Annotated in this window: 20 protein-coding genes; 15 read left to right on the top strand and 5 right to left on the bottom strand. The window is 65.8% G+C overall.

Features of this window, described 5'->3' with window-relative positions; genetic code table 11:
* The first annotated feature begins 114 nt into the window (after nt 1-114).
* Nucleotides 115-1,602, top strand: a complete 1,488-nt coding sequence (pap, locus tag AC0MAZ_RS10630) for a polyphosphate:AMP phosphotransferase (RefSeq protein ID WP_203647640.1) — start codon at nt 115-117, stop codon at nt 1,600-1,602.
* A 259-nt stretch (nt 1,603-1,861) separates the two neighbouring features.
* Nucleotides 1,862-2,815, top strand: coding sequence for a DMT family transporter (locus tag AC0MAZ_RS10635; RefSeq protein WP_475861053.1), 954 nt, complete (start codon nt 1,862-1,864; stop codon nt 2,813-2,815).
* A gap of 31 nt (nt 2,816-2,846) precedes the next feature.
* On the opposite strand, the gene AC0MAZ_RS10640 is transcribed toward AC0MAZ_RS10635, so the two are convergent.
* On the bottom strand, nt 2,847-4,241 hold the full coding sequence (locus AC0MAZ_RS10640) for a class II fumarate hydratase (RefSeq protein WP_232856440.1): 1,395 nt from the start codon (nt 4,239-4,241) through the stop codon (nt 2,847-2,849).
* Nucleotides 4,242-4,394: 153 nt separating this feature from the next.
* On the opposite strand from AC0MAZ_RS10640, the gene AC0MAZ_RS10645 reads away from it, so the two are divergent.
* From AC0MAZ_RS10645 to AC0MAZ_RS10675, 7 genes are all read left to right on the top strand, one after another.
* Nucleotides 4,395-4,919, top strand: coding sequence for a DUF2059 domain-containing protein (locus tag AC0MAZ_RS10645; protein ID WP_050704598.1), 525 nt, complete (start codon nt 4,395-4,397; stop codon nt 4,917-4,919).
* A 10-nt stretch (nt 4,920-4,929) separates the two neighbouring features.
* On the top strand, nt 4,930-5,226 hold the full coding sequence (locus AC0MAZ_RS10650; protein ID WP_203647638.1) for a BolA family protein: 297 nt from the start codon (nt 4,930-4,932) through the stop codon (nt 5,224-5,226).
* Nucleotides 5,227-5,430: 204 nt separating this feature from the next.
* Nucleotides 5,431-6,363: an oxygen-dependent tRNA uridine(34) hydroxylase TrhO gene (gene trhO, locus AC0MAZ_RS10655; RefSeq protein WP_110736504.1), complete on the top strand. Its 933-nt coding sequence runs from the start codon at nt 5,431-5,433 to the stop codon at nt 6,361-6,363.
* Nucleotides 6,364-6,366: 3 nt separating this feature from the next.
* Entirely contained in the window at nt 6,367-6,999 is a 633-nt protein-coding gene (locus tag AC0MAZ_RS10660) for a DsbA family protein (RefSeq protein WP_110736506.1), read from the top strand.
* Nucleotides 6,992-8,824, top strand: coding sequence for an ABC transporter ATP-binding protein (locus AC0MAZ_RS10665; RefSeq protein WP_475861057.1), 1,833 nt, complete (start codon nt 6,992-6,994; stop codon nt 8,822-8,824). The genes AC0MAZ_RS10660 and AC0MAZ_RS10665 overlap by 8 nt, the downstream gene beginning before the upstream one ends.
* 228 nt (nt 8,825-9,052) lie before the next feature.
* Nucleotides 9,053-11,509 carry an EAL domain-containing protein gene (locus AC0MAZ_RS10670; protein ID WP_203647636.1) on the top strand — a complete coding sequence of 819 codons (2,457 nt, stop codon included), beginning with the start codon at nt 9,053-9,055 and terminating at the stop codon, nt 11,507-11,509.
* Nucleotides 11,510-11,547: 38 nt separating this feature from the next.
* The gene (locus tag AC0MAZ_RS10675; RefSeq protein WP_203647635.1) at nt 11,548-12,333 is read left to right on the top strand and encodes a TenA family transcriptional regulator; all 786 of its coding nucleotides are present in this window, start codon (nt 11,548-11,550) and stop codon (nt 12,331-12,333) included.
* A 244-nt stretch (nt 12,334-12,577) separates the two neighbouring features.
* Here AC0MAZ_RS10675 and AC0MAZ_RS10680 read toward each other — a convergent pair whose 3' ends face one another.
* The 4 genes from AC0MAZ_RS10680 to AC0MAZ_RS10695 all read right to left on the bottom strand — a co-directional run bounded on the left by AC0MAZ_RS10680 (nt 12,578) and on the right by AC0MAZ_RS10695 (nt 16,219).
* The gene (locus tag AC0MAZ_RS10680) at nt 12,578-13,318 is read right to left on the bottom strand and encodes a YciK family oxidoreductase (RefSeq protein WP_203647634.1); all 741 of its coding nucleotides are present in this window, start codon (nt 13,316-13,318) and stop codon (nt 12,578-12,580) included.
* Nucleotides 13,319-13,457: 139 nt separating this feature from the next.
* Nucleotides 13,458-14,129 (bottom strand): N-acetylmuramic acid 6-phosphate phosphatase MupP, encoded by a 672-nt coding sequence (mupP, locus tag AC0MAZ_RS10685; RefSeq protein WP_475861059.1) that lies wholly within the window; start codon nt 14,127-14,129, stop codon nt 13,458-13,460.
* A gap of 2 nt (nt 14,130-14,131) precedes the next feature.
* The gene (ubiG, locus tag AC0MAZ_RS10690; RefSeq protein ID WP_050704607.1) at nt 14,132-14,830 is read right to left on the bottom strand and encodes a bifunctional 2-polyprenyl-6-hydroxyphenol methylase/3-demethylubiquinol 3-O-methyltransferase UbiG; all 699 of its coding nucleotides are present in this window, start codon (nt 14,828-14,830) and stop codon (nt 14,132-14,134) included.
* Between the two features lie 63 nt (nt 14,831-14,893).
* Complete coding sequence (locus AC0MAZ_RS10695) at nt 14,894-16,219, bottom strand: TRZ/ATZ family hydrolase (protein WP_203647633.1); 1,326 nt, start codon at nt 16,217-16,219, stop codon at nt 14,894-14,896.
* Between the two features lie 111 nt (nt 16,220-16,330).
* Between AC0MAZ_RS10695 and mtnA the strand changes: the two genes are divergently transcribed.
* The 6 genes from mtnA (at nt 16,331) to cmk (ending at nt 25,848) form a co-directional block, all read left to right on the top strand.
* A complete protein-coding gene (gene mtnA / locus AC0MAZ_RS10700) occupies nt 16,331-17,407 on the top strand; it encodes an S-methyl-5-thioribose-1-phosphate isomerase (protein ID WP_203647632.1) in 1,077 nt (358 codons plus the stop codon).
* 248 nt (nt 17,408-17,655) lie between these two features.
* Nucleotides 17,656-20,418: a DNA gyrase subunit A gene (gene gyrA, locus AC0MAZ_RS10705; protein ID WP_475861061.1), complete on the top strand. Its 2,763-nt coding sequence runs from the start codon at nt 17,656-17,658 to the stop codon at nt 20,416-20,418.
* A gap of 231 nt (nt 20,419-20,649) precedes the next feature.
* Complete coding sequence (gene serC / locus AC0MAZ_RS10710) at nt 20,650-21,735, top strand: 3-phosphoserine/phosphohydroxythreonine transaminase (RefSeq protein ID WP_475861063.1); 1,086 nt, start codon at nt 20,650-20,652, stop codon at nt 21,733-21,735.
* Complete coding sequence (gene pheA / locus AC0MAZ_RS10715; protein WP_028690825.1) at nt 21,735-22,829, top strand: prephenate dehydratase; 1,095 nt, start codon at nt 21,735-21,737, stop codon at nt 22,827-22,829. Before serC ends, pheA begins: the two co-directional genes overlap by 1 nt.
* A 128-nt stretch (nt 22,830-22,957) precedes the next feature.
* A complete protein-coding gene (locus AC0MAZ_RS10720) occupies nt 22,958-25,165 on the top strand; it encodes a bifunctional prephenate dehydrogenase/3-phosphoshikimate 1-carboxyvinyltransferase (protein WP_232856451.1) in 2,208 nt (735 codons plus the stop codon).
* A complete protein-coding gene (cmk, locus tag AC0MAZ_RS10725) occupies nt 25,162-25,848 on the top strand; it encodes a (d)CMP kinase (RefSeq protein WP_203647628.1) in 687 nt (228 codons plus the stop codon). The genes AC0MAZ_RS10720 and cmk overlap by 4 nt, the downstream gene beginning before the upstream one ends.
* Nucleotides 25,849-25,953 lie beyond the last annotated feature (105 nt).

The following is a 25,953-nucleotide window of genomic DNA, read 5'->3' on the forward strand; positions in this document are numbered from 1 at the left end:
TGACGGATTTTAAGCGATCCGAGCGGCGAGTGCCGGTCTTATCGCAAGGCGCGACAGGATCGATACGGATGGCGCAAATCCGCTAATCTTGCTTATCCATTGAAGGAGCCCTCCATGTTCGAATCCGCCGAAATCGGTCACAGCATCGACAAGGACACCTACGAAGCAGAAGTCCCCGCCCTGCGCGAGGCGCTGCTCGAAGCCCAGTACGAACTCAAGCAGCAGGCGCGCTTCCCGGTGATCGTGCTGATCAACGGCATCGAGGGCGCCGGCAAGGGCGAGACGGTCAAGCTGCTCAACGAGTGGATGGACCCGCGACTGATCGAAGTGCGCACCTTCGACCAGCAGACCGACGAGGAACTGGCCCGGCCACCGGCCTGGCGCTACTGGCGGGCGTTGCCGCCGAAAGGGCGGATGGGCGTGTTTTTCGGCAACTGGTACAGCCAGATGCTCGAAGGCCGCGTGCACGGCCAGTTCAAGGATGCCGTGCTCGACCAGGCCATCGCCGGCGCCGAGCGCCTGGAGCAGATGCTCTGCGACGAAGGCGCGCTGATCATCAAGTTCTGGTTCCACCTGTCCAAGAAGCAGATGAAGGCGCGACTCAAGGCGCTCAAGGAAGATCCGCTGCACAACTGGCGCATCAGCCCGCTGGACTGGCAGCAGTCGGAAACCTACGACCGTTTCGTGCGTTTCGGCGAGCGTGTGCTGCGCCGCACCAGCCGCGACTACGCGCCCTGGCATGTGATCGAGGGCGTCGACCCGCACTACCGCAGCCTGGCAGTCGGGCGCATCCTGCTGGAGGGCCTGCAGGCCGCCCTGGCCAACAACCCCAAGGGCAAGCATCAGGGTAACGTCACGCCGCTGGGGCGCAGCATCGACCAGAAGAGCCTGCTCGGCGCCCTGGACATGACCCTGCGCCTGGACAAGCACGACTACCAGGAACAGCTGGTCACCGAACAGGCGCGCCTGGCCGGTCTGCTGCGCGACAAGCGCATGCGCCGCCACGCCCTGGTGGCGGTGTTCGAAGGCAACGACGCGGCCGGCAAGGGCGGGGCGATCCGCCGCGTGGCGGCGGCGCTGGATCCGCGCCAGTACCGCATCGTGCCAATCGCCGCGCCCACCGAGGAAGAGCGTGCCCAGCCATACCTGTGGCGGTTCTGGCGACACATTCCGGCGCGGGGCAAGTTCACCATCTTCGACCGCTCCTGGTATGGCCGGGTGCTGGTGGAGCGGGTCGAGGGCTTCTGCAGCCCGGCGGACTGGATGCGCGCCTATGGCGAGATCAATGACTTCGAGGAGCAGTTGAGCAACGCCGGGGTGGTGGTGGTCAAGTTCTGGCTGGCCATCGACCAGCAGACCCAGCTGGAGCGCTTCGAGGAGCGTGAGCAGATCCCGTTCAAGCGCTACAAGATCACCGAGGAGGACTGGCGCAACCGCGACAAGTGGGACGTCTATTCCGAGGCGGTGGGCGACATGGTCGACCGCACCAGCACCGAGATCGCGCCGTGGACCCTGGTGGAGGCCAACGACAAGCGCTGGGCGCGGGTGAAGGTGCTGCGCACGATCAACCAGGCACTGGAGGCGGCGTTCGCCAAGAGGTAGGAGCGGCCTTGCCGAGGCGTCGGACCGGCCGGAAAGGGCCGCAAGGCGGCCCCAGGATCGGCGTTTACCCATGGATTGCCGGGGCCGCTACGCGCCCCATTCGCGGCACAAGGCCGCTCCTACAGTGACGGTGTCAGCCCTGCTGGGGTAATCAGACATGCATCCAGGGAATGACCTGATGAAATCTTTTCCCGCCACACGTTCCCCGCCAAGCCCGTAGACTGCACCTTCCCCCACCAAGGCTCGACTCGAGGACACCATGCACATTTCTTCCGGACGCTGGGTCCAGGGCCTTCTGCTGGCGCTGTTGACCGCGTTGCTCTGGGGCATCCTGCCGATCAAGCTCAAGCAGGTGCTGCAGGTGATGGACCCGGTAACCGTCACCTGGTACCGCCTGAGCGTTTCCGGCGGCCTGTTGTTCGCCTGGCTGGCGGCCAATCGGCGGCTGCCGTCGTTCAGTCGTCTTGGAATGAAGGGCAAGGGCCTGGTGGCCGTCGCGGTGGCCGGCCTGGTCGGCAACTATGTGCTGTACCTGGTCGGCCTCAACCTGCTCAGCCCCGGCACCGCGCAGCTGGTGGTGCAGCTGGGGCCGGTGCTGTTGCTGGTGGCCAGCGTGTTCGTGTTCAAGGAGCGCTTCAGCCTGGGGCAGGGCCTGGGCCTGCTGGTGTTGCTGGCGGGGTTCGGGCTGTTCTTCAACCAGCGCCTGGAAGAGCTGCTCACTTCGCTCGGCACCTACACTACCGGCGTGCTGACCATCATCCTGGCGACCAGCATCTGGGTGTTCTATGCCCTGAGCCAGAAGCAGCTGCTGACGGTGTGGAACTCGCAGCAGGTGATGATGGTGATCTACCTGTGCTGCGCACTGCTGCTCACGCCCTGGGTGCATCCGCTGGAGGTGTTGCAGCTCAGCCCGTTGCAGGGCTGGTTGCTGCTGGCCTGCTGCCTGAACACGCTGGTGGCCTATGGCGCGTTCGCCGAGGCGCTGGCACATTGGGAGGCCTCGCGGGTCAGCGCGACCCTGGCACTGACGCCGCTGGTGACGTTCGTCGCGGTGGCGCTGGCGGCCTGGCTGTGGCCGGATTACGTGCATGCCGAGCAGATCAATGGCCTGGGCTATGTCGGGGCGGTGACGGTGGTGCTGGGGTCGGCATTGGTGGCGTTGGGGCCGTCGCTGATCGCGGGATGGCGGGCGCGGTTAGCGCAGGTTCGCTGAAGGCTGGTGCTGGCTTCTTCGCGGTTTCAGATCAGCCTTTCCCGCCAGGCGCCAGCATGTTCTCCGGCCTTACCCACTGGTCGAACTGCTCATTGGTCAGGTACTTCAGCTCCAGCGCCGCTTCGCGCAGGGTCTTGCCCTCGCTGTAGGCCTTCTTGGCGATTTCCGCCGCCTTGTCATAGCCGATGTGCGGGTTTAGCGCCGTCACCAGCATCAGCCCGCGCTCCAGGTGCGCGGCCATCTGCCCGGCATCCGGCTCGATGCCGGCCACGCAGTGCTGCTGGAAGTTGCGACAGCCATCGGCCAGCAGCTCGATCGACTGCAGCAGGTTGTGGATGATCACCGGCTTGAACACGTTCAGCTGCAGATGGCCCTGGCTTGCGGCAAAGCCGATCGCCGCGTCGTTGCCCAGCACCTGGCAGGCCAGCATCGACAGTGCCTCGCACTGGGTCGGGTTGACCTTGCCGGGCATGATCGAGCTGCCCGGCTCGTTGGCCGGCAGGCGCACCTCGGCAAGCCCCGCGCGCGGGCCGGAGCCCAGCAGGCGCAGGTCGTTGGCGATCTTCATCAGGGCCACGGCCAGGGTCTTCAGCGCGCCGGCCAGGCTGGTCAGCGGCTCGTGTCCGGCGAGGGCGGCGAACTTGTTCGGCGCGGTGACGAACGGCAGGCCGGACAGCGCCGCCAGCTCCGCGGCGATGGCTTCGGCGAAACCGTGCGGGGCGTTGAGGCCGGTACCCACGGCGGTGCCGCCCTGGGCCAGCTCGCAGACCGCCGGCAGCGTCGCGCGGATGGCGCGCTGGGCGTAGTCGAGCTGGGCGACGAAGGCCGAGACCTCCTGGCCGAAGGTGATCGGCGTCGCGTCCATCATGTGCGTGCGCCCGGTCTTGACCAGGTGCGTGTGGCGCGCCGACAGTTCGGCCAGCCCCCCCGACAGCTCGGTGATCGCCGGCAGCAGTCGTTCATGCACGGCCTGGACGGCGGCGATGTGCATGGCGGTGGGGAAGCAGTCGTTGGAGCTCTGTGAGCGGTTGACGTGATCGTTGGGGTGCACTGGCAGCTTGCCGCCGCGACCCTTGCCGGCCAGTTCGTTGGCGCGTCCGGCGATCACCTCGTTGACGTTCATGTTGCTCTGGGTGCCGCTGCCGGTCTGCCACACCACCAGCGGGAACTGCTCGTCGTGGTCGCCGGCAAGCACTTCGTCGGCGGCCTGCTCGATCAGCCGGGCGATGTCGGCGGGCAGGTCGCCGTTGCGGTCGTTGACCCGGGCAGCGGCTTTCTTGACCAGCGCCAGGGCGTGCAGCACCGCCAGCGGCATGCGCTCCTTGCCGATGGCGAAGTTGATCAGCGAACGCTGGGTCTGCGCACCCCAGTAGGCGTCCTCTGGAACTTCGACCGGGCCCAGGCTGTCTGTCTCGATACGGCTCATGCTGCGCTCACTCCTTTGTAGTCAGAAATCGCAGTTTAGGCCCTGATTCGACACAGCGGTTCAGTCGCTCGTCGTGCCACTTGAGCACTTCGCCATCACGGCGCAGAATGCTCTACCCTGAGGTACTCGCCTCCCTTTCTTGAAGGAAATGCAATGACCCGTCTTCGTGTCCTCTTTGCCGCCGTTGCCCTGGCCTGCGCCAGCGGCCAGGTACTCGCCGCCACCGCGAGCCACAATGCCGCCGCCGAGAAATTCCTGACCCTGGCCAATGCCGACAAGCTGGGCACCCCGGTGTACATGCAGGTCCAGCAGATGTTCGCCCAGCGTTTCGAACAGACCAAGGCGCCGGCTGCCAAGAAAACCGTGCTCGACAGCTATCAGGCCAAGGCCAACGCCGCCCTGGACAACGCCATCGGCTGGAAGAAGCTCAAGCCGAAGATGGTCGACCTGTACACCGCGACCTTCACCGAGGCCGAGCTGAACGACCTGGTCAAGTTCTACGAGTCGCCGCTGGGCAAGAAAGTCCTGCGCGAGATGCCCAAGGTCACCCAGCAGTCGGCCCAGCTGACCCAGCAGAGCCTGGAACCGGCGGTGCCGGTGGTCAACAAGCTGCTCGACGACATGACCAAGGAACTCGACCCAAGCGCCGGCAAGGCAGCCGCTCCGGCGAAGAAGTGAGCCTGACGCGATGAACATGCAGCAACGCATCGAACAGCAGCTGGCGCCGCTGGGCACCGACCACCTCGAAGTGCGCAACGAAAGCCACATGCACAGCCGTGGCCAGGAAACGCACTACAAGGCGGTGCTGGTCAGCGAGCAGTTCGCCGGGCTGAACAGCGTCAAGCGCCACCAGAAGGTCTACGCCACCATGGGTGAGCTGATGGGCGAGATCCACGCCCTGGCGATCCACACCTACACGCCCGAGGAATGGGCGGCAGTCGGCGCGGCGCCAGCCTCGCCGGTGTGCGCCGGCGGCGGGCACTGAATCCTTTCCGTCGTTCTGGTACAATCTCGCAAAATCCGGGGGCTGCTTTGCAGCCCTTTCGCGGCACAAGGCCGCTCCTACAGGAGTATGCAGTTCCCTGTAGGAGCGGCCTTGTGCCGCGAAAGGGGCGCAAAGCGCCCCCATGCTTTTTATGTCAAACCCGGTCCGCCCCTTACGAGGGCAACCACCAGGAGTTTCAGATTCATGACCCAACCGATCGTCGTGGCGGCGCTGTACAAGTTCGTCACCCTGGAAGACTACGTCGAACTGCGCGAGCCGCTGCTCAAGGCCATGGCCGACAACGGCGTCAAAGGCACCCTGCTGCTGGCTAACGAAGGCATCAACGGCACGGTCTCGGCCACCCGTGAAGGCATCGACGCGCTGCTGGCCTGGCTGCGCAGCGACCCACGCCTGGTGGATGTCGACCACAAAGAGTCGTATTGCGACGAGCAGCCGTTCTACCGCACCAAGGTCAAGCTCAAGAAAGAGATCGTCACCCTCGGCGTGCCGGGCGTGGACCCGAACAAGGCGGTCGGCACCTACGTCGATCCGAAAGACTGGAACGCCTTGATCAGCGACCCGGAAGTGCTGCTGATCGACACCCGCAACGACTACGAAGTGGCCATCGGCACCTTCAAGGGCGCCATCGACCCGAAGACCGAGACCTTCCGCGAGTTTCCCGACTACATCAAGGCCAACTTCGACCCGAGCAAGCACAAGAAGGTCGCCATGTTCTGCACCGGTGGCATCCGCTGCGAGAAGGCCTCCAGCTACATGCTCGGTGAGGGCTATGAAGCCGTCTATCATCTTAAGGGCGGCATCCTGAAATACTTCGAGGAAGTAGCCCAGGAAGAAAGCCTCTGGGACGGCGACTGCTTCGTCTTCGACAACCGGGTCACCGTGCGTCACGACCTGAGCGAGGGCGAGTACGACCAGTGCCATGCCTGCCGCCACCCGATCGACGTGAAGGACCGGGAGTCGGAACACTATTCGCCAGGCGTGAGCTGCCCGCATTGCTGGGACAGCCTGAGCGAGAAGACCCGGCGCAGCGCCATCGACCGCCAGAAGCAGATCGAACTGGCCAAGGCGCGCAACCAGCCACACCCGATCGGCTACAACTACAAAGCCGAGGCCTGATGCATGTCCGCACGCCTGCTCTATGTGATGGACCCGATGTGTTCCTGGTGCTGGGGTTTCGCCCCGGTGGCCGAGGCGCTGATCGCCCAGGCGCGTGAGGCGGGTGTCGTCACCCGCCTGGTGCCCGGTGGCCTGCGCAGCGGCGGCAGCGCCCTGGATGCCTCGACCCGCAAGTACATCCTCGAGCACTGGCAGGCGGTGCATGACGCCACCGGGCAGCCGTTCCGCTTCGACGGCGCGATGCCCGACGGCTTTGTCTACGACACCGAGCCTGCGTGCCGCGCATTGGTCGCGGCGCGTGAGCTGGACGACAAGCGGGCCTGGACGCTGCTCAAGCTGATCCAGCGCTCGTTCTACGAGCAGGGGCTCGATGTCACCCGCGCCCCGCAGCTGGTGGAGCTGGCCGAACAGGCCGGTTTCGACCGCGAGTCGTTCTCGCAGTGCTTCACCAATGCCGATACCCGCGCCGCCACCAGCGCCGACTTCGGCTGGGTACAGGACCTGGGCATCGCCGGTTTCCCCACGCTGCTGGCCGAGCGCAATGGTCAGCTGGCCCTGCTGACCAACGGCTACCAGTCGCTGGACAGCCTGCAGCCGCTGCTCGGCCGCTGGCTGCAGCAGGCCGCCTGTGCTTGACCTGCCAGGGTCGCCAGACCCTGTGCCAGGGAAGTCCCCCGCTGTGCCTGATCGCCTGAGCTGGGCGGAAATCCGCCGCCTGGCCCTGCACCACAAGAAGGCTTTGTGGACTGCCAACCTGGTAGCCGTGCTCGCCGCCCTGTGCAGTGTGCCGATCCCGTTGCTGCTGCCGCTGCTGGTGGACGAAGTGCTGCTGGGCCATGGTGACGCCGCGCTTAAGTGGATGAACAACTTCCTGCCCGCTGGCTGGCAGGTGGCCGCGGGCTATATCGGCCTGATGCTCTGCGCCACCTTGGGCCTGCGCCTGGCGGCGCTGGCGTTCAACGTGGTCCAGGCCAAGCTGTTCGCCGGCCTGGCCAAGGACATCGTCTACCGCCTGCGTATCCGCCTGATCGAGCGGCTCAAGCGCATTTCGCTCAAGGAATATGAAAGCCTGGGCAGCGGTACGGTGACCACCCACCTGGTCACCGACCTGGACACCCTCGACAAGTTCGTCGGCGAAACCCTGAGCCGCTTCCTGGTGGCCGTGCTTACGCTGACGGGTACCGCCGCCATCCTGATCTGGATGCACTGGCAGCTGGCGCTGTTGATCCTGCTGTTCAACCCGCTGGTGATCTTCTTCACTGTGCAGCTGGGCAAGCGCGTCAAGCACCTGAAGAAACTCGAGAACGACAGCACCGCGCGTTTCACCCAGGCGCTGACCGAGACCCTCGATGCGATCCAGGAAATCCGCGCCGGCAACCGCCAGGGCTATTTCCTCGGTCGCCTTGGCCTGCGTGCCCGCGAGGTGCGCGACTACGCGGTGGCCTCGCAGTGGAAGAGCGACGCCAGTGGCCGGGCCAGTGGCTTGTTGTTCCAGTTCGGCATCGACATCTTCCGCGCCGCGGCGATGCTCACCGTGCTGTTCTCCGACTTGTCGATCGGCCAGATGCTGGCGGTGTTCAGCTACCTGTGGTTCATGATCGGCCCGGTGGAGCAATTGCTGAACCTGCAATATGCCTACTACGCCGCCGGTGGCGCGCTGAGCCGCTTGAACGAGCTGCTGGCGCGGGCCGACGAGCCGCAGTACCCCGCGGGCAGCGACCCGTTCGCCGGGCGCGAGACGGTCGGCATCGAGGTGCGCGACCTGCGCTTCGCCTACGCCGACGAGCCGGTGCTGGATCAGCTGAACCTGTCCATCGCCCCGGGCGAGAAGGTCGCCATCGTCGGCGCCAGTGGCGGTGGCAAGAGCACCCTGGTGCAACTGCTGCTGGGGTTGTACAGCGCCCAGGCCGGGACCATTCGCTTCGGCGGCGCCAGCCTGCAGGAGATCGGCCTGGAGACCCTGCGCGAGAACGTCGCGGTGGTGCTGCAGCATCCGTCGCTGTTCAACGACAGCGTGCGCGCCAACCTGACCATGGGCCGCGATTGCAGCGACGATGCCTGCTGGCAGGCGCTGCGCATCGCCCAGTTGGACGGCACCATCGCCGCGCTGCCCCAGGGCCTGGACAGCATCGTCGGGCGCTCCGGCGTGCGCCTGTCCGGCGGCCAGCGCCAGCGCCTGGCGATCGCCCGCATGGTGTTGGCCGAGCCCAAGGTGGTCATCCTCGACGAGGCCACCTCGGCGCTGGACGCCGCCACCGAGTACAACCTGCACCTGGCCCTGGCGCGCTTCCTCAGCGGCCGCACCACGCTGATCATCGCCCACCGCCTGTCGGCGGTGAAGCAGGCCGACCGCGTGCTGGTGTTCGACGGCGGCCATGTGGCCGAGGACGGCGGCCACCAGCAACTGATCGCCGAGGGCGGCCTGTACGCCAAGCTTTACGGTCACCTGCAGCAGACCTGAGCCACCTACGTCCATGTAGGAGCGGCCTTGTGCCGCGAAAGGGCCGCAGAGCGGCCCCCGGCGATCTTGTGGGGCTGCTGCGCAGCCCTTTCGCGGCACAAGGCCGCTCCTACAGGTGCTGCGCCCCTTTCCCCGTCATCAAAAACCACGCCACAGGCATGGCAAATGGCCTACGCTGTGCTTGTCTAGGTCGATTCGTGCCTTATCTGCCGCCATGACAGGGATTACATGAAGGGAAATCGGACTCTCGAAGCGCCAAGGCTGCTGGGTATCATCTGGCCCTTCGTCGCCGTTGTGGTTTTCCAGGTACTGCTGGGCAGTCTGAGCCTTTATGCATTGTCCGCCGTGCGCGCCTACGTGGCGGGCGAGAGCCTGTGGTCCAAGGCACAGAAGGACGCCATCTATTACCTCAACCTCTACGCCGACGACCGCGATCCGCTGACCTATGCCCGCTACCGCCGGGCGATCCTGGTACCCCAGGGCGATCACAACCTGCGCCTGGCCCTGGACCGACCTGAACCGGACCTGGAGGCAGCGCGCCAGGGTGTGCTGCAGGGTGGCAACCATCCCGAGGACGTCGCCCGGATCATCTGGTTCTATCGCAATTTCCGGCATATCAGCTATATGGAGACCGCCATCGATTACTGGGACATCGGTGACGATTACCTGCGTCAGCTCGACGTGCTGGCCCAGCAGATGCGCGAAGGCTTCGCCGGCGGCGTGATCGACCCGCACCAGGTGGCCAACTGGAAGGCGCGCATCGTCGCCATCAATGACGGCGTGACCCCCGCCGCCAAGGCCTTCAGCGATGCCCTGGGCGAAGGCTCGCGGATGCTGCTCAAGGTGCTGATGCTGACCAACCTGGCCACCGCGCTGTTCCTGATCGCCATGGCCTGGCGGCGTTCAAGCAAGCTGCTGGCCCAGCGCCAGGCGTTCGCCAGCGCGCTGCAGGAGGAGAAGGAGCGGGCGCAGATCACCCTGGAGTCGATCGGCGATGCGGTGATCACCGCCGATGTCGATGGTTGCATCAGCTACATGAACCCGGCCGCCGAGCAGTTGACCCACTGGCAGGCGGTGCAGGCCCAGGGCCTGCCGCTGGCGGCGCTGTTCAGTCTGTTGGACGAGAATGCCGAGGGCGACAGCCTGACGCTGGTCGAGCAGGTGCTCAGCGGCAGCCTCAAGGGCGGCGCCGAGCATGCCCGGCTGATCCAGCGCCTGGACGGCAGTACGGTGTCGGTCAACCTGGTGGGCTCGCCCATTCTTACCGAGGGGCAGGTCAGTGGCATCGTGGTGGTGCTGCACGACATGACCCAGGAGCGCCAGTACATCGCCAACCTGTCCTGGCAGGCCACTCACGACGCCCTGACCGGGCTGGCCAACCGCCGCGAGTTCGAATACCGCCTGGAGCAGGCGCTCAACGGCCTGGCCCGCCAGGCCGGGCGCCATTCGCTGATGTTCCTCGACCTCGACCAGTTCAAGCTGGTCAACGATACCTGCGGCCATGCCGCCGGCGACGAGCTGCTGCGGCATATCTGCGCGGTACTGCAGTCGGGCCTGCGCGAGGGCGACACCCTGGCACGCCTGGGCGGCGACGAGTTCGGCGTGCTCCTGGAGAACTGCCCGCCGGAGCAGGCCGAGCGGATTGCCGAGCAGTTACGCCAGGCCGTGCAGAGCCTGCATTTCGTGTGGAAGGGGCGCCCCTTCGTGACCACGGTCAGCCTCGGCCTGGTGCACATCGCCCAGGTGCCCAGCACCCTGGAGGCGTCGTTGCGCGCGGCGGACATGGCCTGCTACATGGCCAAGGAGAAGGGCCGCAACCGGGTCCAGGTGTATCACGCCGACGACAGCGAGTTGTCCATGCGCTTTGGCGAAATGGCCTGGATCCAGCGGCTGCATGTGGCGCTGGAGGAAAACCGCTTCTGCCTCTACGCCCAGGAGATCGCCCCCCTGCACCCCCACGAGAGCCCCGGGCATATCGAGATTCTCCTGCGCCTGCACGACGAAAGCGGGCGCACCATCCTGCCCGACAGTTTCATCCCCGCAGCGGAGCGCTATGGCCTGATGACCGCGCTCGACCGTTGGGTGGTGCGCAGCGTGTTCCAGGTAATCCGCCAGTGCCTGGACGAAGGTCGGGAGGGGCCCTTGGCGATGTGCGCCATCAATTTATCGGGCTCGAGCATCGGCGACGACAAGTTCCTCGAGTACCTGCAACGGCTGTTCAGCGAGTTCGACATCCCGCCACGGCTGATCTGTTTTGAAATTACCGAAACCAGCGCCATCGCCAATCTGGGCAGCGCGATCCGATTCATCAATGAATTGAAAGGACTGGGCTGCAGATTCTCCCTCGACGACTTCTGCGCCGGAATGTCGTCATTCGCCTATTTGAAGCATTTGCCTGTAGACTTCCTGAAGATCGACGGAAGTTTCGTCAAAGACATGCTCGATGACCCGATCAACCGGGCGATGGTCGAAGTGATCAATCACATCGGTCACGTCATGGGCAAGCGGACCATTGCCGAGTTCGTCGAGACGCCGCTGATCGAGCAGGCTTTGCAGGAGATCGGCGTGGACTACGCCCAGGGATACCTCATCGAACGCCCGCAGGTCTTCACCTGCGACAGCCTGCAGCGCCAACGGATTGCCGCGAGGCCCCTTCTGCACCGGGCGCCGGGGACCTTTCGCTGAACAACGCCCGGAAATCACAGGGAATCAAGGAGCTGACAGTGATCGACGCGTTCGTAAGGATCGGACCATTGATGGATCCGGCCAGTTATCCGCAGTGGGCCCAACAACTGATAGAGGATTGCCGCGAAAGCAAGCGCCGGGTGGTGGAGCATGAGTTCTACCAGCGACTGCGCGATGGCCAGCTCAAGCAGTCGACCATCCGCCAGTACCTGATCGGCGGCTGGCCGGTGGTCGAGCAGTTCTCCCTCTACATGGCCCACAACCTGACCAAGACCCGCTACGCCCGACACCCCGGCGAAGACATGGCGCGTCGCTGGCTGATGCGCAACATCCGGGTCGAGCTCAACCATGCCGACTACTGGGTGCACTGGTGCCAGGCGCACGGCGTCCATCTGCATGAGCTGCAGTCCCAGGAGGTGCCGCCAGAGCTCAATGGCCTCAACGACTGGTGCTGGCGGGTGTGCGCCACGGAGTCGCTGGCCATCGCCATGGCGGCCACCAATTACGCCATCGAAGGTGCCACCGGCGAGTGGTCGGCGGTGGTCTGCGCCGAGGACACCTACGCCCAGGGTTTCCCCGAGGACACCCGCAAGCGCGCGATGAAGTGGCTGAAGATGCATGCGCAGTACGATGACGCGCACCCGTGGGAGGCGCTGGAGATCATCTGCACCCTGGCAGGCGAGAGCCCCACGCTGGGGCTGCGTACCGAGCTGCGTCGGGCGATCTGCAAGAGCTACGACTGCATGTTCCTGTTCCTGGAGCGTTGCATGCAACTCGAAGGGCGCCAGCAGGGGCGTCTGCGCCCGGCATTGGCGGCGGGCTGAGGATAGTCGTTGGATTTGCAGGCCTATTCGCCGGCAAACCGCACACTCAATGAACTTGCACGTTCGCTGTAGGAGCGGCCTTGTGCCGCGATAGGGCTGCACAGCAGCCCCAGCTTTACTGCATCAACGCTGAAATCCTGGGGCTGCTGCGCAGCCCTATCGCGGCACAAGGCCGCTCCTACAGTTGTCGTGCAGCATATGTGGGAGCGGCGGTTCGCCGATGCGACTTGCTCCGCGATGGGTTTTACTGCGCGTTCAGCGCCTGCCCGTTCACATCCTTGCTGTCCGGCCCCATCAGGTACAGGTACACCGGCATGATGTCCTCGGGCAGCGGGTTGTTCTGCGGATTCTCGCTCGGATAGGCCTGGGCGCGCATCGCCGTGCGTGTGGCGCCCGGGTTGATGCTGTTCGAGCGCACCGGCGCCACGCCTTCCAGTTCGTCGGCCAGGGTCTGCATCAGCCCCTCGGTGGCGAACTTCGACACCCCGTACGCACCCCAGTAGGCCCGGCCCTTGCGCCCGACGCTGCTGGAGGTGAACACCACCGAGGCGTCCTCCGACAGTTTGAGCAGCGGCAGCAGGGTGCTGGTGAGCATGAAGGTGGCGTCGACGTTGATGTGCATCACGCGCATGAAGTTGTCGCCCGACAGCTGCTCCAGCGGCGTGCGCGGGCCGATGATCGAGGCGTTGTTAAGCAGGCCGTCGAGGCGACCGAACTGCTCCTCGATCATCACCGCCAGTTCGTCGTACTGGTGGGGTAGGGCGGTTTCCAGGTTGAACGGGATCACCACTGGTTGCGGATGGCCGGCGGCCTCGATCTGGTCGTAGACCTCGTTGAGGTTGGCCTCGGTCTTGCCCAGCAGCAGCACGGTGGCGCCCAGGCCGGCGTAGGCCTTGGCGGCGGCGGCGCCGATGCCGCGGCCGGCGCCGGTGACCAGGATGATCCGGCCCTTGAGCAGGTCGGGGCGGGCGGTGTAGTCGAACATAACGGGTTCCCTGTTGATGGCATAGCTCCGTGGGAGCGGGCTTGCCCCGCGATGGCGTCAGGGCGGACACCATAATTGCCTGGACGGGCAGCCTCGCGGGGCAAGCCCGCTCCCACGGGCGTCTATAACTGTTGGTTCTTCAGCAGCCGCACAGCGCGCTGTCGATCACCTTGCGCAGTTCCAGCGGGTGGTCCACCACCACGTCGGCGCCCCAGTTGTTGGGGTTGTCCTCTGGATGAATATAGCCGTAGCGCACCGCCGCAGTGCGGGTGCCGGCGTCGCGGCCGGACTCGATGTCGCGCAGGTCGTCGCCGACGAACAGTACGCTGGCCGGGTCCAGGTCCAGGGTCTTGCACGCCAGGATCAGCGGCTCGGGATCGGGCTTGCTGTTCTTCACGTGGTCCGGGCAGATCAGCAGGGCCGAGCGCTTGGCCAGGCCCAGGCGCTGCATGATCGGCTCGGCGAAGCGCACCGGCTTGTTGGTGACCACGCCCCACAACAGGTTGCCTTTCTCGATGTCGGCCAGCAGCTCCGGCATGCCGTCGAACAGCTTGCTGTGCACCGCGCAGTCGCGCTGGTAGCGCTCGAGGAATTCCAGGCGCAGGGCCTCGAAGCCGTCGGCCTCGGGGGCCATGGCGAAGGTCGCGGCGACCATGGCGCGGGCGCCGCCGGAGATCACCTCGCGGATGCGCGCGTCGTCGATGGCCGGCAGGCCGCGGTCGGCGAGCATCGCCTGGCAGATGGCGATGAAGTCGGGCGCTGTGTCCAGCAGGGTGCCGTCCATGTCGAAGAGTACTGCTCGCAGGCGCATGCTCATTCCTCGCGCAGGGTCTGGATCATGTAGTTGACGTCGACGTCGTTGTTCAGCTTGTAGTGCTTGGTCAGCGGGTTGTAGGTCAGGCCGATGATGTCCTTGACCTCGAGGCCCGCGGCGCGGCTCCAGGCGCCCAGCTCGGAGGGGCGGATGAACTTCTTGAAGTCATGGGTGCCGCGCGGCAGCATCTTGAGGATGTACTCGGCGCCGATGATCGCCAGCAGGTAGGCCTTGGGGTTGCGGTTGATGGTCGAGAAGAACACCTGGCCGCCCGGCTTGACCATGCGGTAGCAGGCGCGGATCACCGACGAAGGATCGGGCACATGCTCGAGCATCTCCAGGCAGGTGACCACGTCGAACTGTTCAGGCATCTCCTCGGCCAGGGCCTCGGCGGTGATCTGCCGGTATTCCACCGCCACGCCGGACTCCAGCTGGTGCAGCTGGGCCACCGCCAGTGGCGCCTCGCCCATGTCGATGCCGGTCACGGTGGCGCCGCGCTGGGCCATCGCCTCGCTGAGGATGCCGCCACCGCAGCCGACGTCCAGCACCTTCTTGCCGGCGAGGGCGACGCGCTCGTCGATCCAGTTGACCCGCAGCGGGTTGATGTCGTGCAGTGGCTTGAACTCGCTCTCGCGGTCCCACCAGCGGTGGGCCAGGGCTTCGAACTTGGCGATTTCGGCGTGGTCGACGTTGCTCATCTGAACAGTCCTCTGAAGCTTCTATGAAAGTGTCACGGGGCGCCAGCCGTGGCTGGCGCCCGGTTATTCGTTGCGCCCGCCGATGCGGGCTCCCCAGGCGCGGGCATTGGCGGCCAGGGCCTGCTCGTCCATTCGCGTCAGGCGGCGGTCCAGCACCAGGGCGTGGCCGGCGACCCAGACGTCCTTCACGCAATCGCGGCCGGTGGCGTAGATCAGTTGCGAGACCGGGTCGTGCACCGGCTGCTGCGCCAGCCCCGACAGGTCGAAGGCCACCAGGTCGGCGGCCTTGCCCACTTCCAGCGAGCCGGTCGTCGCCTCCAGACCCAGCGCCCGGGCGCCGTTGAGCGTGGCCATGCGCAGCGCCCGGTGGGCGTCCAGGGCGGTGGCCGAGCCGGCGACGGCCTTGGCCAGCAGCGCGGCGGTACGGGTTTCGCCGAGCAGGTCGAGGTCGTTGTTGCTGGCGGCGCCGTCGGTGCCCACCGCCACGTTCACCCCGGCCTGCCACAGGCGCTCCACCGGACAGAAGCCGCTGGCCAGCTTGAGGTTGGATTCGGGGCAGTGGACCACGCTGGTGTTGCTTTCTACCAGCAGGGCCAGATCCTCGTCGCTGACCTGGGTCATGTGCACCGCCTGCAGGTTTGGCCCCAGCAGGCCCAGGCGGGCGAGGCGGGCCAGCGGGCGCTCGCCGTTGTCCTTGAGCGCCTGCTCGACTTCGCCGGCGGTCTCGTGGATATGCATGTGCAGCGGTGCGTCGAGCTGGTCGGCGATCACCCGGATCTTCTCCAGGTTCGCATCGCTGACCGTGTACGGCGCGTGCGGGCCGAGGGCGACGGTGATGCGCGGGTGGTGCCGCAGGTCGCCGAACAGCTCGATGGCCAGGTGCAGGCCCTCGTCCGGGGTGCGCGCGCCGGGGATCGGGAAGTCCAGCAACGGCACGGCGATCTGCGCGCGGATGCCGCTCTGGTGCACGCGGTCGCAGGCCTCGCGGGGGAAGAAGTACATGTCGGCAAAGCAGGTGATGCCGCCCTTGAGCTGCTCGGCAATGGCAAGGTCGGTGCCGTCGCGCACGAAGGCTTCATCCACCCAGCGGCCCTCGGCCGGCCAGATGTGTTCCTGCAGCCAGGTCATCAGCGGCAGGTCGTCGGCCAGGCCGCGGAACAGGGCCATGGCGGCGTGGCCGTGGGCGTTGACCAGTCCGGGCGTCAGCACGCAGTCGGGCAGCTCGCGTACCTCCCGGGCCATGGGCGCCCGCTCGCGGGGGCCGAGCCAGGCGATCCGGCCGTCCAGAACGCCCAGCGCATGGCCTTCGAGCACCACGCCGGCCGGCTCCACGGGGACCAGCCAGTCCGGCACAAGCAGCAGGTCGAGGAGGGGAGTGGCGGTGGGCATGCGCGGCATATACCTGGGTCGGTTCGGCTAAACGCGCAGTATACCCGAGCGTCCGCGGCTGAGGGTCGCTATAATCGCCGGCTTTTGATGCCAGGGCGACGGGGAGAGGCGATGCGCGAGCAACTGATGGCGGCGGAGACGGTGACGGGCATCGAGTGGCGCGACGGCGTGCTGTACCTGCTCGACCAGCGCCTGCTGCCGCTGGAACAGTGCTGGCTGGCCTGCACCGAGGCGGCCGAGGTGGCCGAGGCGATCAGCGACATGGCCGTGCGCGGTGCCCCGGCGATCGGCATCTGCGCCGCCTACGGCCTGGTGCTGGCGTTGCGCCGGAGACTGGCCGAGGGCGAAGGCTGGGAGGAATCCCTCGAGGAAGACTTCATGTTGCTGGGCGAGGCGCGTCCGACCCCGGCCAACCTGTTCTGGGCGCTCAATCGCATGCGCGAACGCCTGCAGCGCCTGCGTCCCGGCGAGGACGTGCTGGCGGTGATGGAGGCCGAGGCGGTGGCCATCCACGAAAGCGATCGCGAGGCCAACCTGACCATGGCCCAGTTCGGCGTCGAGCAGATCCGCCGCCATCAGGGCAGCGAACAGGCCCTGCTCACCCACGGCAACGCCGGCGCCTTGGCCACCGGTGGCTTCGGCACCGCCCTGGGGGTGATCCGCGCCGCGACCCTGGAGGGCATGGTCGAACAGGTCTACGCCTGCGAGTCGCGGCCCTGGCTGCAGGGCTCGCGCCTGACCGCCTGGGAGCTGGCCGCCGACGGCGTGCCGGTGACCGTGGTCGCCGACGCGGCCATGGGCCACCTGATGAAGACCAAGGGCATCACCTGGGTGGTGGTCGGTGCCGACTGCATCGCCGCCAATGGCGACGTGGCGGCGAAGATCGGCACCTACCAGATGGCGGTGACCGCCATGCACCACGGCCTGCGCTTCATGGTGGTGGCGCCGAGCACCAGCATCGACCTGAACCTGGCCACCGGCGAGGACATTCCGCTGGAGACCCGTGGCGAGGAAGAGCTGCTGGAAGTGGCGGGCATCCAGGTGACGGCCGATGTCGAGGCCTACAATCCGGTGGTCGATGTCACGCCGGCGGACCTGATTGACGTGATCATTACCGAGAAGGGTGTGGTCGAGCGCCCGGATACGGCGAAAATCGCCCAGTTGATGTGTCGAAAGCGCCTCCATTGAGGCGTTTTTTCACCCGTTTGGATGGCACTGCAAGGCAACCTGCCACATCTCCCATGCGTCCCGTGTTTGTGATACCATCCGGCAGTTTCCAAGGCTGCTCTTTACGGCGGCCTTCATTGCGCAGATCCATGTCACAACTCATTGATTTGTCGTAAGTCGTCGCACCCTATATGCGCTGCGGCGGCGAGCTTCGTTCGTCCTTCGAGGGATCAGGCGAAGTTTCACCAGAAAAAGGAATCAGGCTTCTCATGGGCGAACTGGCCAAAGAAATCCTCCCGGTCAATATCGAAGACGAACTGAGACAGTCTTACCTCGACTACGCGATGAGCGTTATTGTCGGGCGAGCGCTGCCCGATGCGCGTGACGGCTTGAAGCCCGTGCATCGCCGCGTTCTGTATGCGATGAGCGAACTGGGCAACGACTGGAACAAGCCGTACAAGAAATCCGCCCGTGTGGTCGGTGACGTGATCGGTAAGTACCACCCGCACGGCGACACCGCCGTGTACGACACCATCGTGCGCATGGCCCAGCCCTTCTCGCTGCGCTACCTGCTGGTCGATGGCCAGGGCAACTTCGGTTCGGTGGACGGCGACAACGCCGCGGCCATGCGATACACCGAAGTGCGTATGTCCAAGCTGGCCCACGAGCTGCTGGCCGACCTGCACAAGGAAACCGTCGACTGGGTGCCCAACTACGACGGCACCGAGCAGATCCCGGCGGTCATGCCGACCAGGATCCCCAACCTGCTGGTCAACGGTTCCAGCGGTATCGCCGTGGGCATGGCCACCAACATCCCGCCGCACAACCTCGGCGAAGTGATCGATGGCTGCCTGGCGCTGATCGACAACTCCGACATCACGGTCGATGAGCTGATGCAGTTCATCCCGGGTCCGGACTTCCCCACCGCCGGCCAGATCAACGGTCGCCAGGGCATCATCGAGGCCTACCGCACCGGCCGTGGCCGCATCTATATGCGCGCCCGTTCCGAGATCGAGGATATCGACAAGGTCGGTGGCCGCCAGCAGATCGTCGTCACCGAGCTGCCGTACCAGCTGAACAAGGCGCGGCTGATCGAGAAGATCGCCGAGCTGGTCAAAGAGAAGAAGATCGAAGGCATCACCGAGCTGCGCGACGAGTCCGACAAGGACGGCATGCGCATCGTCATCGAGCTGCGTCGCGGCGAGGTGCCGGAGGTGGTGCTCAACAACCTCTACCAGCAGACCCAGCTGCAGAGCGTGTTCGGCATCAACATCGTCGCGCTGATCGACGGTCGCCCGCGCCTGCTGAACCTCAAGGACCTGCTCGAAGCGTTCGTTCGCCACCGTCGCGAAGTGGTCACCCGCCGCACCGTGTTCGAGCTGCGCAAGGCCCGCGAGCGTGGCCACATCCTCGAAGGCCAGGCGGTCGCGCTGTCCAACATCGACCCGGTCATCGCCCTGATCAAGGCCTCGCCGACGCCGTCCGAAGCCAAGGAAGCGCTGATCAGCACCGCTTGGGAATCCAGCGCGGTGCAGGTCATGGTCGAGCGCGCCGGTGCCGAGTCCTGCCGTCCGGAAGACCTGCCGGAGCAGTACGGCCTGCGTGAAGGCAAGTACTACCTGTCGCCGGAGCAGGCCCAGGCCATCCTTGAGCTGCGCCTGCACCGCCTGACCGGCCTGGAGCACGAGAAGCTGCTGGCCGAGTACCAGGAGATCCTCGAGCAGATCGGTGAGCTGATCCGCATCCTCAGCAGCGCCGAGCGCCTGATGGAAGTGATCCGCGAAGAACTCGAAGCGATCCGTGCCGAGTACGGCGATGCCCGCCGCACCGAGATCCTCAACGCCAGCCACGACCTCAACTACGGCGACATGATCCCGGAAGAAGAGCGCGTGGTGACCATCTCCCACGGTGGTTACGCCAAGACCCAGCCATTGTCCGCGTACCAGGCCCAACGCCGCGGCGGCAAGGGCAAGTCGGCCACCGGCGTCAAGGACGAGGACTACATCGAGCACCTGCTGGTCGCCAACAGCCACGCCACCCTGCTGCTGTTCTCCAGCAAGGGCAAGGTGTACTGGAAGAAGACCTACGAAATCCCCGAGGCCTCTCGCGCCGCCCGCGGTCGACCGCTGGTCAACCTGCTGCCGCTGGAGGAAGGTGAGCGCATCACCGCCATGCTGCAGATCGACCTGGAGGCGCTGCAGCAGCACGCAGATCCCGACGAGGAACTGGAAGACAGCGACGACAGCGTGATCGAAGGCGAGCTGGTGGAAGCCGAAGAGATCGACGAGGAAGACGGCGACACCCCTGAGTGGGCCGCCGAACCGAGCGGCGCCTACATCTTCATGGCCACCGCCTCCGGCACCGTGAAGAAGACCCCGCTGGTGCAGTTCGCCCGTCCGCGCTCCAACGGCCTGATCGCCCTGAAGCTCAAGGAAGGTGACACCCTGATCGCCGCGGCCATCACCGACGGCGCCAAGGAAGTCATGATGTTCTCCGACGCCGGCAAGGTGATCCGCTTCGCCGAGAGCGTGGTCCGCGAAATGGGCCGTACCGCCCGTGGCGTGCGCGGCATGAAACTGGGCAAGGGTCAGCAGATCATCTCCATGCTGATTCCCGAGTCCGGCGCGCAGATCCTCACCGCCTCCGAGCGTGGCTTCGGCAAGCGCACCCCGCTGTCCAAGTTCCCGCGTCGCGGCCGTGGCGGCCAGGGCGTGATCGCCATGGGCACCAAGGGGCGCAACGGCTTGCTGATCGGCGCCATCCAGGTGCAGGAAGGCGAGGAGATCATGCTGATTTCCGACCAGGGCACCCTGGTGCGTACCCGGGTCGGCGAGGTGTCCAGCCTGAGCCGTAACACCCAGGGTGTGACGCTGATCAAGCTGGCCACCGACGAAACGCTGGTAGGCCTGGAGCGTGTCCAGGAGCCATCCGAGGAAGAGCTCGACGACCTGGTCGAGACGGACGAGGAGGGCGCCCCGCTCGATGCGGCGGGCGAGGACAACGCCGGTGCCGAAGAGGCGCCTCAGGAATAACCGAAGCAACAACCCGAACGGGGCGACCAAGGTCGCCCCGTTTGACTGATAAGGGCCTGGCCCGATCCGCAGGTTGGTCGCATAACCTGTGGGAACGGGTTTACCCGCGAAGAAGACACCGCGGTGCATGGCAAGGGCTTCGCCCTTGTTCGCGGGTAAACCCGCTCCCACAGGGTTTCCGCTGGCATCGAAGATTTACGATTTGTTCTATTTGGCAGAGCGAGAGTGGATGTGAGCAAACGAGCCTTTAACTTCTGCGCCGGCCCCGCCGCGCTTCCCGATGCTGTCCTGCAGCGTGCCCAGGCCGAAATGCTGGACTGGCACGGCAAGGGCCTGTCGGTGATGGAAATGAGCCATCGCAGCGACGACTACGTGGCCATCGCCGAAAAGGCCGAGCAGGACCTGCGCGACCTGCTGTCCGTCCCCTCCAACTACAAGGTGCTGTTCCTGCAGGGCGGCGCCAGCCAGCAGTTCGCCGAGATTCCGCTGAACCTGCTGCCGGAGAACGGCACCGCCGACTACATCGAGACCGGCATCTGGTCGAAGAAGGCCATCGAGGAAGCGCGTCGCTTCGGCAACGTCAACGTCGCCGCCAGCGCCAAGCCCTACGACTACCTGGCCATCCCGGGCCAGAACGAGTGGCAGCTGAGCAAGAACGCGGCCTACGTCCACTATGCGTCCAACGAGACCATCGGCGGCCTGCAGTTCGACTGGGTGCCCGAGACCGGCGACGTGCCGCTGGTGGTCGACATGTCCTCCGACATCCTCTCGCGTCCGACCGACGTGTCGCAGTTCGGCATGATCTACGCCGGCGCGCAGAAGAACATCGGCCCCAGCGGCCTGGTGGTGGTGATCGTCCGTGAAGACCTGCTGGGCCACGCCCGCAGCAGCTGCCCGACCATGCTCGACTACAAGATCGCGGCCGACAACGGTTCGATGTACAACACCCCGGCCACCTATTCCTGGTACCTTTCGGGCCTGGTGTTCGAATGGCTCAAGGAGCAGGGTGGCGTCGAGGCCATGGAGCAGCGCAACCGCGCCAAGAAGGACCGCCTGTACGGCTTCATCGACGCCAGCGAGTTCTACACCAACCCGATCAGCCACAACGCCCGTTCGTGGATGAACGTGCCGTTCCGCCTGGCCGACGAGCGCCTGGACAAGGCCTTCCTGGCCGGCGCCGACGCCCGTGGCCTGCTCAATCTCAAGGGGCACCGTTCGGTCGGCGGCATGCGCGCGTCGATCTACAACGCCCTGGGCCTGGAGGCCGTCGAGGCGCTGGTGCAGTACATGGCTGAATTCGAGAAGGAGCACGGCTGATGTCCGACCAGGAACTCAAGGCCCTGCGCGTGCGCATCGACAGCCTCGACGAGAAGATCCTCGAGCTGATCAGCGAGCGCGCCCGTTGCGCCCAGGAAGTGGCCAAGGTCAAGACCGCGTCGCTGGCCGAAGGCGAGGCGCCGGTGTTCTATCGCCCCGAGCGTGAAGCCGCGGTGCTCAAGCGCGTCATGGAGCGCAACAAGGGGCCGCTGGACAACGAAGAGATGGCGCGGTTGTTCCGCGAGATCATGTCCTCGTGCCTGGCCCTGGAAGAGCCGCTGAAAGTCGCCTATCTCGGCCCGGAAGGCACCTTCACCCAGGCGGCGGCCATGAAGCACTTCGGTCACGCCGTGGTCAGCCGTCCGATGGCGGCCATCGACGAGGTGTTCCGCGAAGTGGCGGCCGGTGCCGTCAACTTCGGCGTGGTGCCGGTGGAAAACTCCACCGAGGGCGCGGTCAGCCATACGCTGGACAGCTTCCTCGAGCACGACATGGTCATCTGCGGCGAGGTGGAGCTGCGTATCCACCACCACCTGCTGGTGGGCGAGAACACCAAGACCGACAGCATTACCCGCATCTACTCCCATGCCCAGTCGCTGGCCCAGTGCCGCAAGTGGCTGGATGCCCATTACCCGAACGTCGAGCGCGTGGCTGTCTCCAGCAACGCCGAGGCGGCCAAGCGGGTCAAGGGCGAGTGGAATTCGGCGGCGATCGCCGGTGACATGGCGGCCAACCTGTACGGGCTGACCCGTCTGGCCGAGAAGATCGAGGACCGCCCGGACAACTCCACGCGCTTCCTCATGATCGGCAGCCAGGAAGTGCCGCCGACCGGTGACGACAAGACCTCGATCATCGTTTCCATGAGCAACAAGCCGGGCGCGCTGCATGAACTGCTGGTACCGTTCCACGAGAACGGCATCGACCTGACGCGCATCGAGACCCGTCCGTCGCGCAGCGGCAAGTGGACCTACGTGTTCTTCATCGACTTCGTCGGCCATCACCGCGATCCGCTGATCAAGGCGGTGCTGGAGCAGATCAGCCAGGAGGCTGTGGCGCTGAAGGTGCTGGGTTCGTATCCGAAGGCGGTGCTCTGACGTATGTTTCAAGGTTCATCGCGGGCCTCGTGGGAGCGTGCTTGTCCCGCGATGGGCTTACAGGCTGTCTTGATTTCTGAACAGGGTTCGCACTCGTGGTTGATGCTGTAACAAACAAATCCGCACCGATTGTCGGTCGCCTGGTCGTGGTCGGTCTCGGCCTGATCGGCGGCTCCTTCGCCAAGGGGCTGCGTGAAAGCGGCCTGTGCCGCGAAGTGGTCGGCGTCGATCTGGATGCCGAGTCGCGCAAGCAGGCCGTGGTGCTGGGCGTGGTCGATCGTTGCGAGGCCGACCTGGCCGCCGCCTGTGTCGGCGCCGACGTCATCCAGCTGGCGGTGCCGATCCTGGCCATGGAGAAAGTCCTGGCCCGCCTCGCCCAGCTCGACCTGGGTGACGCGGTGATCACTGACGTGGGCAGTGCCAAGGGCAATGTCGTGCGCGCCGCTCGCGAAGCGTTCGCCGAGCGCCTGCCGCGCTTCGTGCCCGGACACCCGATCGCCGGTTCCGAGCAAAGTGGCGTGGAGGCTTCCAATGCCGCGTTGTTCCGTCGCCACAAGGTGATCCTCACGCCGCTGGCGGAAACCGATCCGCAAGCGCTGCACCTGGTCGATCGCCTCTGGCGCGCGCTGGACGCCGATGTCGAGCACATGCCGGTGGAGCGCCATGACGAAGTTCTGGCCGCCACCAGTCACCTGCCGCACCTGCTGGCCTTCGGCCTGGTCGATTCGCTGGCCAAGCGCAATGAAAACCTGGAGATCTTCCGGTACGCTGCGGGGGGCTTTCGCGATTTCACGAGAATCGCCGGCAGCGACCCGATCATGTGGCACGACATCTTCCTCGCCAACCGCGAGGCGGTCCTGCGCACTCTCGATACATTTCGCAGCGACCTCGACGCCTTGCGCGACGCGGTCGATGCTGGGGACGGGCACCAATTGCTGGGCGTGTTCACCCGCGCCCGGGTTGCCCGCGAGCATTTCAGTAAAATCCTGGCCCGCCGGGCCTATGTGGACGCTATGAACGCCAACGATCTGATTTTCCTGGCCCAACCGGGTGGCCGCGTGTCCGGACGGATCCGCGTACCTGGCGACAAGTCGATTTCCCACCGCTCGATCATGCTCGGCTCGCTGGCCGAAGGCACCACCGAGGTGGAAGGTTTCCTCGAGGGCGAGGACGCCCTGGCCACCTTGCAGGCCTTCCGTGACATGGGTGTGGTCATTGAAGGCCCGCACCACGGCCGCGTGACCATCCATGGCGTTGGCCTGCACGGCCTCAAGCCGCCACCCGGGCCGCTGTACGTCGGCAACTCCGGCACCTCGATGCGCCTGCTGTCCGGCCTGCTGGCGGCGCAGTCGTTCGACACCACCATGACCGGCGACGCCTCGCTGTCCAAGCGCCCGATGAACCGCGTGGCCAATCCGCTGCGCGAAATGGGCGCGGTGGTCGAGACGGGCCCTGAAGGGCGTCCGCCGCTGACCATTCGTGGCGGGCACAAGCTCAAGGCGCTGAACTACGCTCTGCCGATGGCCAGTGCCCAGGTCAAGTCCTGCCTGCTGCTGGCTGGCCTGTACGCCGAAGGCACCACCACCGTCACCGAGCCGGCGCCGACCCGTGATCACACCGAGCGCATGCTGCGCGGCTTCGGCTACGCGGTCGAGTCGAACGGTGCCGTGGCCTCCCTGCAGTCCGGCGGCAAGCTCACCGCCACCCGCATCGAAGTGCCGGCGGACATTTCCTCCTCAGCGTTCTTCCTGGTGGCGGCGTCCATCGCCGAAGGTTCCGAGCTGGTTCTGGAGCACGTCGGCATCAACCCGACCCGCACCGGCGTGATCGACATCCTGCGCCTGATGGGCGGCGACATCACCCTGGAGAACCAGCGTGAAGTCGGCGGCGAGCCGGTAGCCGACCTGCGCGTGCGCGGCGCCAAGCTCAAGGGCATTGATATTCCCGAGCACCTGGTGCCACTGGCCATCGACGAATTCCCGGTGCTGTTCGTCGCCGCCGCCTGCGCCGAAGGGCGCACCGTGCTGCGTGGCGCCGAAGAGCTGCGGGTCAAGGAGTCGGACCGCATCCAGGTGATGGCCGACGGCCTGATCGCCCTGGGCGTGAAGTGCGAGCCGACCCCGGACGGCATCATCATCGACGGCGGCCAGATCGGCGGCGGCGAAGTGCACGGTCACGGCGATCACCGCATCGCCATGGCCTTCAGCATCGCCTCGCTGCGCGCCAGCGCGCCGATCGTGATTCATGACTGCGCCAACGTCGCCACGTCGTTCCCCAACTTCCTGGCGCTGTGCAAGGAAGTCGGCATCCGCGTCGCCGAAGAGGGCAAGTCGTGAATTCCCAAGCACCGGTCATCACCATCGACGGGCCGAGCGGCTCGGGCAAGGGTACCGTGGCGGGCCTGCTGGCCCGCGAGCTGGGCTGGAAGCTGCTGGACTCCGGCGCGCTTTACCGCCTGCTGGCGTTCAACGCCAGCAACCATGGTGTCGACCTGACCAACGAAGAGCTGCTCAAGGCCCTGGCCGCCCATCTGGATGTGCAGTTCATCGCCGCCGAGCCGGGCAAGCTGCAGCAGATCATTCTCGAGGGCGAGGATGTCAGCCACGTCATCCGTACCGAGACCGTCGGCGCCGGCGCCTCGATGGTCGCCTCGCTGCCGGCCGTGCGCGAAGCGCTGCTGCAGCGCCAGCGCGCCTTCCGCGAGGCCCCGGGGTTGATCGCCGACGGTCGCGACATGGGTACCGTGGTGTTCCCCGACGCGCCGCTCAAGGTGTTCCTCACCGCCAGTGCCGAGGAGCGTGCCCGTCGCCGCTACCTGCAGTTGAAGGGCAAGGGTGAAGATGTTAGTCTGTCAAGTCTGCTAGATGAGATCCGTGCGCGCGATGAGCGTGACACCCAGCGCGCAGTGGCCCCGCTCAAGCCGGCGGCCGATGCCATTCAGCTGGATTCCACGGAGTTGTCCATCGAGCAGGTGCTGCAACGCATCAGAAGCGAGCTCGCCCTGCGCGACCTGGCCTGATGGAGAGGAGAGCGGGCAGGGGCACCAGTCAACGTCCTGCCAGCGCTTCTTAACTTAACGAAACCCACATTGTCTGGAATGTGGCTATGGGCGTCTTTTTCGCCC

The organism is Pseudomonas sp. A (assembly GCF_056270345.1).

What these genes read in the sequence shown, in the direction of transcription:
- trhO (WP_110736504.1), top strand. Translation starts at nt 5,431, where the DNA reads ATGACCCAACCGATCGTCGTGGCGGCGCTGTACAAGTTCGTCACCCTG.
- pheA (WP_028690825.1), top strand. Translation starts at nt 21,735, where the DNA reads ATGTCCGACCAGGAACTCAAGGCCCTGCGCGTGCGCATCGACAGCCTC.
- mupP (WP_475861059.1), bottom strand. Translation starts at nt 14,129, where the DNA reads ATGCGCCTGCGAGCAGTACTCTTCGACATGGACGGCACCCTGCTGGAC.
- AC0MAZ_RS10640 (WP_232856440.1), bottom strand. Translation starts at nt 4,241, where the DNA reads ATGAGCCGTATCGAGACAGACAGCCTGGGCCCGGTCGAAGTTCCAGAG.
- ubiG (WP_050704607.1), bottom strand. Translation starts at nt 14,830, where the DNA reads ATGAGCAACGTCGACCACGCCGAAATCGCCAAGTTCGAAGCCCTGGCC.
- gyrA (WP_475861061.1), top strand. Translation starts at nt 17,656, where the DNA reads ATGGGCGAACTGGCCAAAGAAATCCTCCCGGTCAATATCGAAGACGAA.
- AC0MAZ_RS10645 (WP_050704598.1), top strand. Translation starts at nt 4,395, where the DNA reads ATGACCCGTCTTCGTGTCCTCTTTGCCGCCGTTGCCCTGGCCTGCGCC.
- AC0MAZ_RS10670 (WP_203647636.1), top strand. Translation starts at nt 9,053, where the DNA reads ATGAAGGGAAATCGGACTCTCGAAGCGCCAAGGCTGCTGGGTATCATC.
- AC0MAZ_RS10680 (WP_203647634.1), bottom strand. Translation starts at nt 13,318, where the DNA reads ATGTTCGACTACACCGCCCGCCCCGACCTGCTCAAGGGCCGGATCATC.
- AC0MAZ_RS10660 (WP_110736506.1), top strand. Translation starts at nt 6,367, where the DNA reads ATGTCCGCACGCCTGCTCTATGTGATGGACCCGATGTGTTCCTGGTGC.
- AC0MAZ_RS10650 (WP_203647638.1), top strand. Translation starts at nt 4,930, where the DNA reads ATGAACATGCAGCAACGCATCGAACAGCAGCTGGCGCCGCTGGGCACC.
- mtnA (WP_203647632.1), top strand. Translation starts at nt 16,331, where the DNA reads ATGCGCGAGCAACTGATGGCGGCGGAGACGGTGACGGGCATCGAGTGG.
- pap (WP_203647640.1), top strand. Translation starts at nt 115, where the DNA reads ATGTTCGAATCCGCCGAAATCGGTCACAGCATCGACAAGGACACCTAC.
- AC0MAZ_RS10635 (WP_475861053.1), top strand. Translation starts at nt 1,862, where the DNA reads ATGCACATTTCTTCCGGACGCTGGGTCCAGGGCCTTCTGCTGGCGCTG.
- AC0MAZ_RS10695 (WP_203647633.1), bottom strand. Translation starts at nt 16,219, where the DNA reads ATGCCCACCGCCACTCCCCTCCTCGACCTGCTGCTTGTGCCGGACTGG.